General features: G+C 40.0%; 9 protein-coding genes and 2 tRNA genes. All 11 read right to left on the minus strand.

Annotated elements, in window-relative coordinates; translation table 11 throughout:
* Nucleotides 1-4 precede the first annotated feature (4 nt).
* The 11 genes from AN391_RS12455 to AN391_RS12505 all read right to left on the minus strand — a co-directional run bounded on the left by AN391_RS12455 (nucleotide 5) and on the right by AN391_RS12505 (nucleotide 15357).
* Nucleotides 5-4327: a hypothetical protein gene (locus tag AN391_RS12455; protein WP_055015697.1), complete on the minus strand. Its 4323-nt coding sequence runs from the start codon at nucleotides 4325-4327 to the stop codon at nucleotides 5-7.
* Between the two features lie 76 nt (nucleotides 4328-4403).
* Complete coding sequence (locus AN391_RS12460) at nucleotides 4404-5627, minus strand: hypothetical protein (RefSeq protein ID WP_055015698.1); 1224 nt, start codon at nucleotides 5625-5627, stop codon at nucleotides 4404-4406.
* Nucleotides 5627-7177 carry a restriction endonuclease subunit S gene (locus AN391_RS12465; RefSeq protein ID WP_055015699.1) on the minus strand — a complete coding sequence of 517 codons (1551 nt, stop codon included), beginning with the start codon at nucleotides 7175-7177 and terminating at the stop codon, nucleotides 5627-5629. The genes AN391_RS12460 and AN391_RS12465 overlap by 1 nt, the downstream gene beginning before the upstream one ends.
* Entirely contained in the window at nucleotides 7177-9231 is a 2055-nt protein-coding gene (locus AN391_RS12470; RefSeq protein ID WP_055015700.1) for a class I SAM-dependent DNA methyltransferase, read from the minus strand. The genes AN391_RS12465 and AN391_RS12470 overlap by 1 nt, the downstream gene beginning before the upstream one ends.
* Nucleotides 9232-9286: 55 nt before the next feature.
* Entirely contained in the window at nucleotides 9287-9673 is a 387-nt protein-coding gene (locus tag AN391_RS12475; protein WP_152967902.1) for a hypothetical protein, read from the minus strand.
* Nucleotides 9674-9678: 5 nt separating this feature from the next.
* Nucleotides 9679-10680, minus strand: a complete 1002-nt coding sequence (locus tag AN391_RS12480) for a DNA-processing protein DprA (RefSeq protein WP_055015702.1) — start codon at nucleotides 10678-10680, stop codon at nucleotides 9679-9681.
* A gap of 11 nt (nucleotides 10681-10691) precedes the next feature.
* Entirely contained in the window at nucleotides 10692-12812 is a 2121-nt protein-coding gene (locus AN391_RS12485; protein WP_055015703.1) for a RecQ family ATP-dependent DNA helicase, read from the minus strand.
* Nucleotides 12813-12888: 76 nt separating this feature from the next.
* Nucleotides 12889-13551, minus strand: coding sequence for a DUF6998 domain-containing protein (locus AN391_RS12490; RefSeq protein ID WP_055015704.1), 663 nt, complete (start codon nucleotides 13549-13551; stop codon nucleotides 12889-12891).
* A 281-nt stretch (nucleotides 13552-13832) separates the two neighbouring features.
* A tRNA-Ser gene (locus AN391_RS12495) sits at nucleotides 13833-13922 on the minus strand.
* A 166-nt stretch (nucleotides 13923-14088) separates the two neighbouring features.
* Nucleotides 14089-15129: a quinolinate synthase NadA gene (nadA, locus tag AN391_RS12500; protein WP_055015705.1), complete on the minus strand. Its 1041-nt coding sequence runs from the start codon at nucleotides 15127-15129 to the stop codon at nucleotides 14089-14091.
* A gap of 152 nt (nucleotides 15130-15281) precedes the next feature.
* Nucleotides 15282-15357, minus strand: a tRNA-Lys gene (locus tag AN391_RS12505).
* Nucleotides 15358-15368: the final 11 nt, after the last annotated feature.

The raw sequence follows: 15368 nt of genomic DNA on the forward strand, positions 1-15368 counted from the left end.
ACCGTTAAGCCCCGCCTAATCGATAGGTTTGCACAATCAGCTGTTTGTTCACTAGCTCTTGGGTTTCATCATGGGTGAAATTAGGATCTTTTCCTTCAGCTAAATCATTAACAATTACTGCCCAGCGTTCAGCGCTAACAATATGTGAATCAAGCAAAGTATTTATTTTAGTTTTCACTTTGGCTTCTCTTGCGTCTAGCTCTTTTTTGGCTTGCGCTAAAGAGCCCATACTTTCTACTTCTTTAATGGTTAACGTAGGAGTTTGCGCTTCACCATTTATTGTTTGTAGAACATGCAAGGCTTGATCAAAATTACAATTCTGATTTTTAAGTAATTTCTCACGATAACCAATCACATAGTTTTTTAAGGTCGCAATATCACCAGACCACTGTGTAAGCTGCTTTTTAACATCAGCTAGCAGTGGCGGTACTTGTTCTCGCAATAATTTGAACTGTCCTAATTGCAGATCAGAATTAATTCTATCTTTTAACGAATCGGCTTCATCTTGAATGTCATCAAACAAGCCAGCAACGTATTTAACCTTTTTATTGAGCTGTTCTAATTTTGTTAAAGCGTCAGGGTATATTGATGCAAAATCCGCAGGTACATTATCTAAAGACTGTTTAACCTCTTCCAGCCCCGCAACAGCTTCATCAGCACGGGTATGTTGCTTTAAAAACTCAGCTTTCAAATCTACATAACTAGAAATTACCGCACCACTTATATCCTCAAGTGGTAAGCACTGCTCACTATCAATGTTATAGCCAACCTCCTGGGCTAATTGTTCTAAACGTTTTAAAGCATGTTCAACGTCTAAATTACGCAAATAGAAACCTAAGGTTCCCGCTTCAGTGTGTTGTTTCTCTGGTGTTTCTCCTGGCAATGTCCCCGGCCTAATAGCACCAGCAAGAATACGAGAGATTTTATCTAACGATAAAGTGAAGATATTTTGCGGGAATGGTGGTTTGCTCTCAGCATCTGATTTTATTTCAGAAATAAGCGCTGTGGTTTGAGTCGTTACTGCTTTTTCAATTTTATAAACCTGATCGGCAAACGATTTTGCTTTGGCAATACGCTTCCAAAGAGGCGAGCTATCCTGTTCAAAATCTAAATTAGCAAACTGCTTTTGCTGCAATTCTTGCTGATAACCTTCTGCTTGGTATACCCACTCAACAGATTTTTGATGTGCATATCTGGCCTGACTGGTTGTAGCTAACTGGTTGGCATAATCAAACCAATCATCAATGCTCGGTAATGTAGTTTCTTCTAACCTTTTAATTTCTGATTGAAGTGAACTCGCCTTGTTTAAATTTGCCTGTGCCATATGAGTTTTAGCCCCAACTTCTTTTTTACCTTTAGGCGCAAACAAGGTATTAATTCGACCTTCTCCAAATAAGGTAGCAATCTCACTAACACGTGTTGGGTAATCATTTTCTAACCAATTCTCAGCTTCTTTTAACCTGCCTTCAAAAGCACTGCGTTCATTTAATGAATAAACTGGAACTTTAGGTTTGCTAGGATCACTACTTTGATCAACTAATAGAGCGCTATCTAATAACAACATCCACTCTTTAAATACATCATTAGGATTCTTTGTGTGCCAGCTGTAGCCAAAAAACCAGGCTTGTTTAGCATATTCTAAAGTGATTTTAGTATGCTTAAACAAACGCTCTTTTAATAAACGGCATATAAAAGTAGGAAACTGTGCTTGAGCCGTTATTTCATCAGTAGAAGAAAATATTTGACTCCACTCTTGTTCACCAAAACCATCATTAAGTTCTTTTTGCGGTACTTTTAATTGCCTAACTAAATCGTACAATGCGCCATCTTCAACAGTTTGAGGTGTTTGATCGTAACGGCTCAATTTTTTCACATCGCTTCGCACAATTAAATCAGCCCAACCATCGGCTAATAACTCCAGTTCTTTTTGCGTAAGTTTATTGCTCGCTCGTAATGGCATAGCAATTAAGCCACGCTCATGTAGGCCTTGTCGCCAATGAGTGGCAGAATCAACCAAGCTTCTATTTAATGCATCAAGGCGCTGTAAAAACTTAGAGGTTAAACCTTTACGCTCAATGGTAAAACCTTGGCAGTCTGCCAGTGGCATCCCCACTTGCTCTAAAATATGCTCTTCGTTATGACTTAAACGATACAGCATTAAATAATCTTGCGCCTTTTGCAGCACAGGATCTGATGGGTTATTAAACTTATAGCCTAAATCGATAGAAGAAGTAACCGCTAAAACAGGAAATTTCCCTTCATCAGCAAACTGCTTAGTCACCTGTGAACAAAGCGCTTTGAGCTCTTTTTCGTTGTTCACATAAGCTAATACTAAACGACCTTTAGGGTGTAAATGTAAAGCTCGACACGTAGATAAACCGCTCACTTCTTGCTGGTTACGCGTATGCGAGGTCGCAATGCTTACTAAGTCACAACTATTATCAAAACCCGCATCAGTCGCGTCATATTGCCAATGGCTATCTAATACTCGCATTAAACCAGTTAAACGCGACAACTGTTTATCAGCAGCTTTATCGCTTGCTTCTTTCATTACTTCAAAATGCGCATTAGCAGAATCTGGCGTTTTAAAAATAAGCGATTGTTGGCTTTGCTGACGATACCTAAGATTTAAGCGGTTCAGCATGTTAACACTAGGCCCTATATGGGTCGCAGCTTGTGTTAATTGCTCTTGATCGCCAAAGTGATGCAACCATAAGGCTCTTGCTACATCTTCAGCGGCTCCATGGGGATACAATAATTGCAGCAACTGAATAAATTCGGCTCTATTATTAGGGACCAATAACTGATTACTACCTTCGTGAATAGCATAGGTAGCTAAATTAGCCAGTAATTGAGTTAAATCTAGCTTTTGCTCTATGCCTTCAAAGGTCCATAAGTCTGCTTTATCACGCACAAACTTGGCATTTTGCAGTGCCGGACGGCAATTATCTCTGTCCCAATTAACCAAACAATAAAAGCTAGCAACGGCATCATCAAATTCATTAACCGTAGTGACCAATGCTTTAGTGTTTTCATCAACCGTTTTTAAATTTACAGGCAACTGACCATAAAGAAGTTCAAGAGCAGCATCTTTAATACCAATGTTTTCAGTTTTAATTGCTTGAATAGCACCAGAATCTAAAACGTATTCACGCACTCTTGCTGAGCTTTTCAAAACGGCATTAAACAGTTGGCCTATGCTTTTTACTGCTTCACCGCTCATCTGCATACTGGCAAGCTTTTCATCAACCGCTGCCATAATCACGTTAAACCAACCAAAGTTACCGCCACTCATGGCATAAGCAGCTTCAACCACGCCTTCAATGTAATCTTGTGCTAAACGACCATCCTTTTTTAGCGTGGCAACATAATCACTAACATCAGAAAAAGCATTGTGCTCTAAATCAACCAAATTAAAGCGACGTCGCAAAGAGGTCACTTCTCTCAGTTCATCACCAATAGCAGGTGAACATAAGGTAACATAGCGCAGCCAAGGTAATTTACGACGAGGATCTTCCTCTTTAATCGCACTACCTACAATGCTTATTGCACGTCCATCAAGGCGTTTTATATCATCACTTTCTAAGCCATAGGTGGCTGCTTCTGCGGCGGTTTCTAACTCATCGAGTACCACTAGAATGTATTTAATGCCAAACTGGTTTAAATACTCATACGCAGCATTTACTAATCGTGTCGCTAGAAATTCATCGTCATATAAGTCTTGATCTGAATAATTCTTATCAAGCTCCAAACGGTTTGCAAGCTCTTGATGATCAAAGCCTTCAACTTCTAATCGATTAAAACATTGCTTGGCAACTTCAGCTTGAATAGAACCATCAAATTGATTTTTAGCCAATGGTTGCAGCGCCATATATAAACCGTAAGCAAACCAATTTTCATGGTTTTGGTTTTCGGTAGCTATTTGGCTATAGCGGATATACAAACTTAAATACTGTTCGCGATCTTCATCGTTTCTAAATAACTTAACAGGGTTTAAATCACCTGCGTTATCACGGCAATACCAGCCTGGGCTGGCATCATTTATTTGGGCAATGAGCTCATAACCTAAACGCGATTTACCACGACCCCACTCAGCAACCACAGAAAATACTTGGGTAAATTCATTCTCTTCTTTATCCACCAAGTGAATAAAGCTTTCAAAATCATGAAAAAACTGGCTTTGACCAACTAGAGGATCCCGTGGCGGATACGATGATAAACCATCTGACTGCCAATGATGATTGGCCGTTGCCATGTTTGTTGCTGAATAAGGAGTTGAAGCTTCAGCAACACCTAAAGGGTTTTTATCTAAACTGGTATTATTCATTTAAACTTCCTCAATACATCCATTTTCAGAGGCCCTTCAATGGTCCTTTGCTGTAATTTATTTTTTACTAACTTAATCATGTTTGTAGCCCTACCAATTCATTGGCCCAGCTTTGTGCCTGCTCTCGAATAGCCGCAGCGATATGTTTGCTAGGTCTGGCAAAGTTAATAGTGCCAAGTCGTGAAGTAGGAATACGAGCAAAACTGCTGTGAGTTTTATATTGCGGAATATCTTTGCTGCTGCCTTCAATAAATTGCCACACCTTGGCTGAAATCATAAAGCCAATTACGGGGCTAATCGCGGCATTAAGTGCTTCAATTTGCAGTGGGTGTTTAAGCGGTGTGAGTAAATGAACATCAAGCGCATCAAGTACCCGTAGAATTAATTCAGCCAAACTACCACAACTAACTTCATAACCTGTATTAGTCGTTACCACTACTTTGATAGCATTTGGGTTCATAAAGTGCTTTATTTGGCTGTGCTCAATCTCTAACGCTAAGCCACCCGAAACCTGCTCACTGCGCCAGATATCTTGGGTATAAATAATTTGCGCCAGTAAATAGACCCAAGGGTTGGCCACTAACCATTCGATGGTTTGTTTATCGTTTAAGTCACTCTTTGGTGCTTGCACTAAGCCACTCAGGTGATAGTCATTCTTTGCGTGGCTTTTTGTATTAGCTTGCGTGATTAGTGGCAACTCAATTAAACGCTGAGCTAACCAATGAGAAGTAACATCACCTTCATCAATTGGTGACAGTTCATTTAATTCTGGCTTAAACTTTGTTGAATCATCAATTAGCTTGGCCGCAGTAGATAGTGATCTTAATAACTTAGGATAACTGGCACTTTGTTCAGCTCCTTGGCCAAAAACAAAACTTTCTAACACTGTGAAATCGGTTGGGTTAAGTGAAGCTCCTACACTTTTTGATGACTGAGTTTGTAAGAACACAAAACCAGCACCGCCACCCAGGTTAGTTATTTGTTCGCTTAATGCGTGAACATCATTTCTCGTAGCCGCATCATTTAATTGTGCGGCGACAATATTGGCCCAGGCAGTTTGTAATTCAGGAATCGTTGCCAAAATCGCAGTAACAGCATCTAAATCGGTATTAAGAGTCTGGCGTAACAGCAATAATCTCTTACTAGCAATTAGTGTTTTTTTATCTTCGCTAAACAGCCACAAACCAAGCTGATGAAACACTTCAAGTTCAGGTTGGCTAGCACATTCACCTTGTTGAATCAGCGTTAAGAGTAACTGCGCTTCTTTTTCGGTTAAGGGCGCGGTAATGCTAGCAGTCATTAAGCAGATTCCTCTCTAGTATCTACCGCTTGTTTAGCTTCATCCAATAATTCATAGAGTTTGTCTAAGTCAGAAAATAATAGTTTACCATCTTCAGCTAAGTAGCCTTTGTCGGAAAGTTTGCTTAAAATTGCTCTGTCTTTGGTGTTATCGCCTGTTTCTAATGCTTGTTGTGCTTCTATTAACTGATTTTCTGTGATTTGGCCTTCTATAAGCGCTTCAACTAACCGCTTCGAAGAATTTGTAAGTGCTTTTGCTAGGTTCATCGCTAAATGATGCTTGTAAATTAGTGTCGATATTTCTTGCTCATTAGCGACTCTTGGTATCAGGAGTTTTGCGATCCATTCTTGAGTGATATGTGGCTGTGCCACTCCTGTAGCGTAGCTTTCTATTTGTACCTGTAAAAAGTCATGGTTTAGACAATGCTCTAAGTAATAAGGGTCAAGTGTTTCATCAATTTTTCGTAATCTAGCTATTGTGGAACCAACAGCAAACTCCCTATTAATTTCAGGTATTACGATAGCTTTCCCAATCGTTCCATCTTTACTTAACGCTACGTCACCTTCTTTTAAGTGAATTTGTGGCTGCTCAAGGTACTTACCTCTTTCAACCATTACGAGGTTATCAAAATCAATAACACCGTCTGAGAATTCAACACCACGCAGTAACCAAGGTCCATCATCCACATAATGATCAGTAGTTAAGCCCTTCCAACCAACCATAGCCGTGATACTGTAAACATTTTCGAGTTGTTCGAGCTTTATATCGTTTTCTACGAGCAAATCGATTGCTTTAAACTTTTCAATGCTATTAAAACGGTGATCTAGCCTGTTTTCTAATTTTTTAGGCGAAATACGGCCATACTTAACTTTCTCAACGACTCTCGGATCCCAAAAAATTGATTCTTCAAACTCATCATTTGCTTGTGTAAATAATTGTTTTGCCCACTCTGAAAGTAACTCAGCGTGACGAATTTTCTCACCAATATAACTTTGTACACTTTTGGAAAAGATAGGTATTGGTAGCTCCCTCAAAATATCTAAAGTTAACTTGCCTTGTACAGCTGTAGTTACATGACGCTCAATTGATAATGCTAGGTATGAGCTGGCGAAGGCAGCTAATAAATAATCACTGTCAATAAGATTTTTAATTATAGATATACCAACAAGATTTTGGCTTATGTTGACTTCTTTACCTAAAGGGATTTTGGCAACCTTTCCCGTCGTACCTACTTTAGATAAGACTAAGTCTCCCCCTCTTAAAGTAGTTTTAGGCTCTTCTAAATGTTTCCATTTAGGGATCTTTATTGAGCGGTTGATATTTATACTTTGACCATAAAAATCCGAAATTCTTAAAAATGGGACACCTTCTTCGCAATAAAGAGAAGATGGCATATCAAAGACCCCTTTTCTTACGAAATGAGTTAACTCTTCTAAGGTTCTATATTTTGATTTTTTAATCTTTAATTCTGCATCAATATAAATTGGTTGATAAAAGTCAGCATCAACCCTTGAAGAAAGCAGTTTTGAGGAAACAAGTTGTTTAAACATTATTCACCTCTCGCATAAGCACCAGATATAGCAGCTAAATCATTTGGCACACCTGTAGAGTAGTCTTCAATATTTTTTTTAACGATATAGCCTAAGGTATCTGCCACCGCCATAAAGACATCACCTTGCTCTTGATTGGCAAAGGTATTTTCATCTTCGTGGTGAGCATCGCGTTTTTGCAAATATAGGATACTGGTTTTTGCCCCTGTACCTGATAAAGCAAAAGTATCGGAAGGCAGTGACACTACAGCTTTTATAATGGCTTTACCGCCACTAAACTTTCCGGTTTCCTCATCTTTTTTCCCCATAATGTATTCACGTACATAACGATCCCCTGAGTTACATAAAATGCCATCAGGTAATACCATGAGTAGGCGACCGCCGGGTTTAAGAAGCTCCAAACAGCGATCAATAAATAAAACCGCCATGTCAATATTACTGCTTGATAGTTTCCAGCGATCTTTATTATTAGGTTTACCGCCTAAAGCACGGCCATAAACTGTTGGTTTATATATCCAATCTTTGCCTTTAGGCGCTTCATGTAAGTCAGTGATGTACTGTTCTAATATTTCAGTTACACCAGATTTTGCTTTACCGAATGGCGGATTAGTACAAATTAAATCAAAGCTACCTGCTTTTAATTGCGGTGTAGTCAATGAATTATCGGTTTTAAAGATATTGGCTTTTGGTGCGCCTAATAACGCCATATTGACTCGGGCGAGTTTTACCATCAGCGGTGCGGAATCAGCACCGACAAAGCTATGCTCTAACATGGCTTGAAAATGCTCATCTCGGCGGACATCATCAGCGGTTTCTTTGCCTAATACTTCCATTAAGGCTCGTTCTATATGGCCGAGCGCTATTGAACCAAAGCCATAACTTCCGCAAGTTGGGTCACAATAACGAAATACCGGTTTGCCATCTTTACCTTTGGTATTAAGGATTTCTGGCGATTCTTCTAATATATCGTGCATCGCCATTTGCAACATACATTGCTTAACGGGCGCAGGTGTAAGGTAAACCCCAAGACCACCTTTGGACTCAAAATTTGCTCGTAAAAAAACATCAAATACTCGGCCTAATACATCTGCTGCGACATGACCTAAGTTAGGCTGTTCTTTACCTGCAACAATGGCACGCTTATCTTTTGGCTTTTGATATTCACTATTTAAGAATACACCTGGTAAATCTTGTATCAGTTTCATCAATGCTAAGTAGTTTTCTGGTTTTGCGAGGCGTAAATGAGTTTCAACATCAAAAATTGGATGCGCTTCGCCGCTATCATCCGTTACCTTATAATCTTGATGTTCTTTTAAAACATCAAAAGCCACTTTAATTTGTTTTACTGCATCGGCTTTGTTTTTTTCTACGTACTGCCAGTCAAAGACATCTTTAAACTGAAGTACTTGCTTTTCATACTCAAACTGTTGGTTTGGGTGGTGAATACGGAAAGTTTCTAAAAATAGAAACTTGGCCACCTCTTCAATAATTTCGTTTTTATTACTGACGTTATCTTTGGTTTTCGTATACACGGTTTCATGGAAATAATCTAATCCATCCATTAAACGTTGATACATTTCACGGGACCAATAATAGGTCGGGTCACGCTTAATTTGTTTGTAGTTGTTTATTTCATTAACACTGGGTATTTGGTCCACTTCCATTGGTGGAAAGTCCATTTCAAAGAACTTTTCATTTTTACCATCAGTTACGTGAATAAATTTAGGGAATTCATGTTCATCTAATACCCCAGCAGCGTCAATGGCAGTCATTTCTACATTATCTACACTAGCTAACTGCCAATGACCTTCTGGCAATACCCATATCATCACACGGTGAGTAGGCTCACCGTTATTATCTTTACCGAAAACTAAACTGACTTGCTGATCTTCGTTACTAACCTTTAGACTAGCTTGTTGATCAAAACCTTTAGCAGCGTAAGCGGTGTTTTGTAAACTAAGGGTTGCGAGTACTTGGGCTTTTAGCGCTTCGCCTTGGTCTACCTTATCTTGCTCTGCTTTAGTAAGCTTCTTTGTTTTTGTTTCTTCAGTCATGTTTGTCTACTTATAAATTTGTTATGTTATTGCGTGATTGCTGCTAGCGTTATAATTAGGCTCGGTAAAGAATGGCTCGGCCACCAATCACATTCATATTCGGGTGTCTTTTTGCAATGGCCAACAACTGTGGGCCACTGGTTTTAAATTCTTTTAACTGCTGTATTAACTTATCTGTTGGTAACGGCTTGTTGGCTTCTTTTAATAGTGATTCAAGTGCTAGATCCAAGGTAATTTCAACTTTCCCCATACTGATTTGGGTTTCACCAGACTCAAGATGAGTAACGGTAAACTCAGGCAATACCGCTAGAAACAAAGCCAGTTGCTCTGGCAACCATTCCAGCTGTTTAATTAACTTATTATGTTCTCGCATCAATTCACTCAGCATCATGGGTACTGTGAGTTGATATTTAATGTCGTTTAACAGTTGCGTTGCTAACATATTCATTACTCAAATAAATTTAAGTTATTAGGCTGGCTGTTGTTTGAATCAACCTTTTGAGCTGAGGCTAATGTATTGGCAAGCCAAGGTTCAGCACCTGATTGCAACTTAAGTGGAATGGCCCCGTTATTTAACAGCACAATATTGCCACTGGCGTCTGATTGCTGTTTAACAAACAAAGGCACCCATTGGTTTTCATTATTCTCTTTAGCTCCAGCCCAAGTTCCACCTTTGCCCTCATCAGCACGTACTACTAATGCAGCATTTGCGGCGGTATAAATGTATTTATTACGGGCCATGGCATTACCAACACTAAAACCAGCTTCAGGGTAAAAACTTGAGATTAACACTAGTTGTTCATTTTGTAGGTGTTTGCGCCATTTGCTTGCAGTAGCCGCCTTTAAAAGACTATCTGCCATAATGCCAATAGCTGTACCACCTGCATTAAGCGAAGCCAACATAGCGGTTTCATCAACACCTCTTGCTGCCCCCGATACAATGTTAATATTCTCCTGGGCGGCTTGTATTGCGATATTTTGAGTAAACTCTTCATCAATATTATCAATACCTCGCGAGCCAATAACGGCTAAACCACCTTTTTGAAGTAGTGCCTTATTGCCAACACCGAAAAATACCGGTGGTGAAATATGACGAAGTTGCTTTTTAAGTAGCTGAGGGTATTCGCTGTCTTGTCTGGTGATGACCCAAACACCTGCACGTTGCCATTTCTCTAGCGCTAAACCCATAGCTGCTTTGCGGCCTAAAATCTCAGATAGGCGATCAGCGGTAATTTTGCCTTTAGGATCTTTCCATTTAGACAGCACCTCATCAAACTGATGAAACAACGAACTAGGTGTGAAATTAAATTCATGTAGCCAACGAGCAAAACGGCCATACTCTATGGCGTTTAGTGGGCGAGCCTCGTCTTTTTTAGGCTTACTAAAAAAAGTTGATAACAGCAAAACTGCTTGTGTATTTTCGTTATATTGGGTGTTTTGAGTATTCAATTTATCACTCTTTAATTTGATTTCGTTGACATAATAGCCATTGGAAATACTGGGCCACTTGCTTCACGCCTTAACAATGCTGCAATTACCGCAAACGTCCAACCTGAATCTGACGCATCATCAATAAGTAATACCGGCTCGCCTACATGTACATTTTGAACAGCGAAAGCCCCATCAAGGTTTTTACACCGGAAATCGCTATTTTCCATGCGCTTTTGAGGTAATGTTTGATTTACTTTGACTACAGCTTCAACACATTCTAAACCAAGTTTTTGTGCTACTAACTCAGCAAAGTCTTTTACTAAATTCGGATAGTTTTGCGATGGCACATAAGTTACCCAAGTAGGCATAGGATTTGGCTGCCAGCGTTCGTTTATCATCTTCACACAGGCGTCGGCTAATTTAGGGTCGAAAACATGGTCGCGTTTACCAGCAGCGGCTATTTCGCCCCAACCAGCTTCTCCCCAATGACATAGTGCAGCGCCAGGCTCATGTTCTAATGCGCCAAATTTATAGCCAAAGTCATACACCGGAAATCTTTCAGCCGCTTGAGCATGTCCATTACCTACTTGTTTTTTAGGTTCAATTTCAATCATGGTATTACTCAAAAATTCGAAAGCTTGTTGTCCTAATTCTTGAGGATATGTCGTTTCAAACGCATTATCAGGATCACAGTTAGCACATTTTCCACATGGAGCTGCGAGGGTATCGTCAAGCGCAGAGGCTAATACTTGCATTAAACATTGGTCACTTTGAAGGTAAGCTTGAATTTCTTGCCACTCACCTGTTTTTCTATTTGATAAACGTTGGATTATTTCTGTCGGTAATGAGTAATTATTAATCGTACGCTTGTATAAAGAGCCTTCCTTAACTATCGGTGTTGGGTATTCAGCTAATAGAAACTTTAGCGCAGCTTCTATTTTCATAGGTGCAAAATTTAGCTGTGCTTCCAAATCAGCTTTTTTAAGGCCGTCACAACTGTCTTCTTCGAGTAGAGCGAGTAAATCACGAACTAACTCTTCTTTAGGGAACGCCTCCCTAATAAAGTAGTTTTGGATTTCTTCGTCTTCATCGCCAGACAGTAATACACCATAAGCATCATTAATACTCCGGCCCGCTCGGCCTACTTGTTGGTAATAGCTAACAACTGATCCTGCACTTTGATAGTGAATGACGAAAGCTAAGTTACCTTTATCAAAGCCCATACCCAGAGCTGACGTACTAACTAAAACTTTTATTTCGTCATTTAGTAATTGTTGCTCTAATTGCTCACGTTTTAACGTATTCTCTACTTTAGTAAGCCCTGGAATTGAGCCAGCATAACCTTCTGCCGCTATACCGCTTCTTCGGAGCCATTCTGCAACAAGAAAGGCGTCATTGATAGTTGTAGCGTAGACGATGCCTGTACCTTCAATTTGTGGAATTGTATGGGCAAGCCAAGCTAAACGCTTTGACCGTTTGTCTAGATGTATATTTTGAAGGTGAATTGATTCTCGTGTTAGTTGCCCACGCAACAAATACACCTGTTGACCTTCAACATGTAATTGTTCGACAACATCTCTAACAACTCGCTCGGTAGCTGTAGCTGTTGTGGCGAGTACTGGAGTATCGGCAATGTTCCCAAGCACTCTTGAGATCCGTCGATAATCAGGTCTAAAATCATGCCCCCAGTCTGAGATACAATGCGCTTCATCTATAACAAAAAAACCAGGGTTAGATGGTATTATAACGTTGTCTATAAACTCCTGGTTAGCCAATTGCTCAGGCGCTATGATTAATGCATCTAAATTACCGACTAAAAATTGAGCTTTGTTAACATCATTTTGTTCACGGCTTTGAGAAGAGTTAACCGTTCCGAGTGCAACACCATATTTTGCAGCTGATTCAATCTGATTTCGCATCAAAGCGAGCAAGGGGGAAATGATAATTGTAGGGCCATGACCTTGCTCACGCATCATCTTAGTTGAGATGAAGTAAACTGAACTTTTGCCCCAACCGGTACGCTGTACACATATCAAACGACAGCGTTGATTTACTATGGCATCAACAGACTCCCACTGATGCTCGTGAAAATTAGCTGTTGGACTACCAACACCTTGCCTTAATAATTCCAGCGCTCTTTGCTGACTCATGATTAATTCCTTTTATTTGACGTTAAGTAAATCATTTAGTTTGATTTTATCTATGTACACTCCAAATGTATATCAGCTACCTAATTGTTTTCAATAATAAAGAACCCAATTGCCGTGTATTAAATGGATTTCCGCTGCTATTTAAAATTGAAACCCCTAACTCTTTAGCAATATCACGTAAGTAAGGCTTACTGGGTGTTACAAGCTCGTTATTTAAAAACACTTCAATAGTGCCATTTTCAAGCTCCACCAATTTGTAGTTATCCCATATAGCTTCTTTTACATTTAGTAATCTACGTGGCTTAACCTGTGCATTTATTAACTTACTCATAGCTATAGCGCTTTTACCTGTTGGTCCAATATTCATGAGTAGTTTTGCTTGTTCAACAGTGGTATCTAATAAAGTCTCAACCTGCATTTCTTCAGTATTTATTCTTAAAATAATGATGCGGTCAACCAACGCTAACGTATTTGTGTTAAAGCTTATATGGCCGCTTGCCCCCATTTTAGCTGTTGTTTTAACTGATATACGCTCACCACTACTTGATACAACATCGTAACCCGCCTGGTTAACTTCAGTTGCCATACGCCCATTAGTTATAAGTGCAGCGTAAAGCTCGCCTATTCTACCGGTTAAATGTCTTAGCTCTGTTGCAGGCACATCCCAACTTAACTCCCTTTCTAACCAGCTCATTGCCTCACCCAGTGATTGAATGATTTGCATCTGTGTTAAAGCCATTTTATATCCTTATTTATATCTACTTAAAATACTTTGAGGGTTCCGTGACTCATACCAATAAAGCCTTGTTTTATGTAGTGCATGTGACCACTCAACGCCCCATTCACTCTTGTTTTTTTACTAGTTGGGCTGCATTTTAGTATACCCAAGCAGTACATAAAAACGAATTAGAACTATCAACTTTGGTTAGGCGAAATAGGGCAAGATATAACTGCAACTTGTTCATTTTATTAGTTGCAGGCACAAAAAAGGACGTCCTGAGACGCCCTGATATTGAATAATGGTGGAGGAAGAGGGATTCGAACCCTCGTTAGGGATTAACCTAAACACACTTTCCAGGCGTGCGCCTTCAGCCACTCAGCCATTCCTCCACGGTGTTGCAGTGCAACAGCGCGTTATAGTATGAAATAGGTTACATAGGTGCAAGGCATTTTTAAATTTGTGCTGTTAAGTGCCTAATAATCAATCAGCAATTTACTTTAGGCATAAAAAAACGGCTAAAGCCGGAGGCTTAGCCGTTTTTATACAGAGTGATGTTTACTTAGCCATGTTGGCTGTAAAGTCTAACATGCGATTAAGTGACTTGAGTGCGCCTTCGCGTAAGTCCATATCTACAAACACTTCTTTACCACGTGGGTCTATTAGTGCTTCTTCAATCGCTTTTAAGCCATTCATTGCCATCCACGGGCAATGTGCACAACTTTTACATGACGCGCCTTCACCGGCTGTTGGGGCTGCAAAAAACTCTTTTTCTGGGCATAGCTGCTGCATTTTGTAAAAAATACCGCGGTCTGTCGCTACAATAAACTTTTCTTTATCCATTGTTTGCGCCGCTTTTATTAATTGGCTTGTTGAGCCAACCGCATCTGCCAGTGCCACTATTTCTGCCGGTGACTCTGGATGCACCAATACACCTGCGTCTGGGTGCAGGGCTTTCATATCTTTAAGCGCTTTTGTTTTAAATTCATCGTGGACGATACATGCGCCGTTCCACATGATCATATCGGCGCCGGTATTCTTTTGAATGTAGCTACCAAGGTGTTTATCTGGGCCCCAAATAATTTTTTCACCTTGCTCATCTAGGTGCTCTACAATTTCAAGTGCGCACGATGAGGTTACAATCCAGTCTGCACGCGCTTTAACCGCTGTAGAGGTGTTTGCATACACGACAACTTTACGATCTGGATGCTCATCGCAAAACGCTGAAAACTCATCAATAGGGCAACCAATGTCTAACGAACAGGTTGCTTCTAGCGTTGGCATAACAACGGTTTTGTTTGGCGTTAAAATTTTAGCGGTTTCACCCATAAAACGTACGCCTGCAACGATGATCATATCTGCATCGTGGCGAGCACCAAAACGTGCCATTTCTAATGAGTCTGCAACGCAGCCCCCTGTTTCTTCGGCAAGGGCCTGAATTTCAGGATCTGTGTAGTAATGGGCTACCAGCACTGCATTTTTATCTTGCAGTAGTTGTTTAATACGTGCTTTATATTCGCCTTGCTCGTCTTTAGTTAACGGCGCTGGCTTAGGAGGAAAGATATAGCCTTCAGGCATAATAGTTTGAGCTAGACTCATGTTCTCGACCACTTCATCTACGGTGCATTAATTACGGCAAATTATACGAGAATACACGGGCAAATAACAGCTATCTGGGCATGCTGTTTATAAATAAAAATAAGAAACTGATTTAAATAAAATAATGGGGAAAGTTGTGGTTTTATTAGAAATGGTGGGTCATGATGGACTTGAACCATCGACCAATGGATTAAAAGTCCACTGCTCTACCAACTGAGCTAATGACCCGCTCTAAATTC

The sequence above is a fragment of the Pseudoalteromonas sp. P1-13-1a genome (assembly GCF_001401875.1).
Lineage (GTDB): Bacteria > Pseudomonadota > Gammaproteobacteria > Enterobacterales > Alteromonadaceae > Pseudoalteromonas.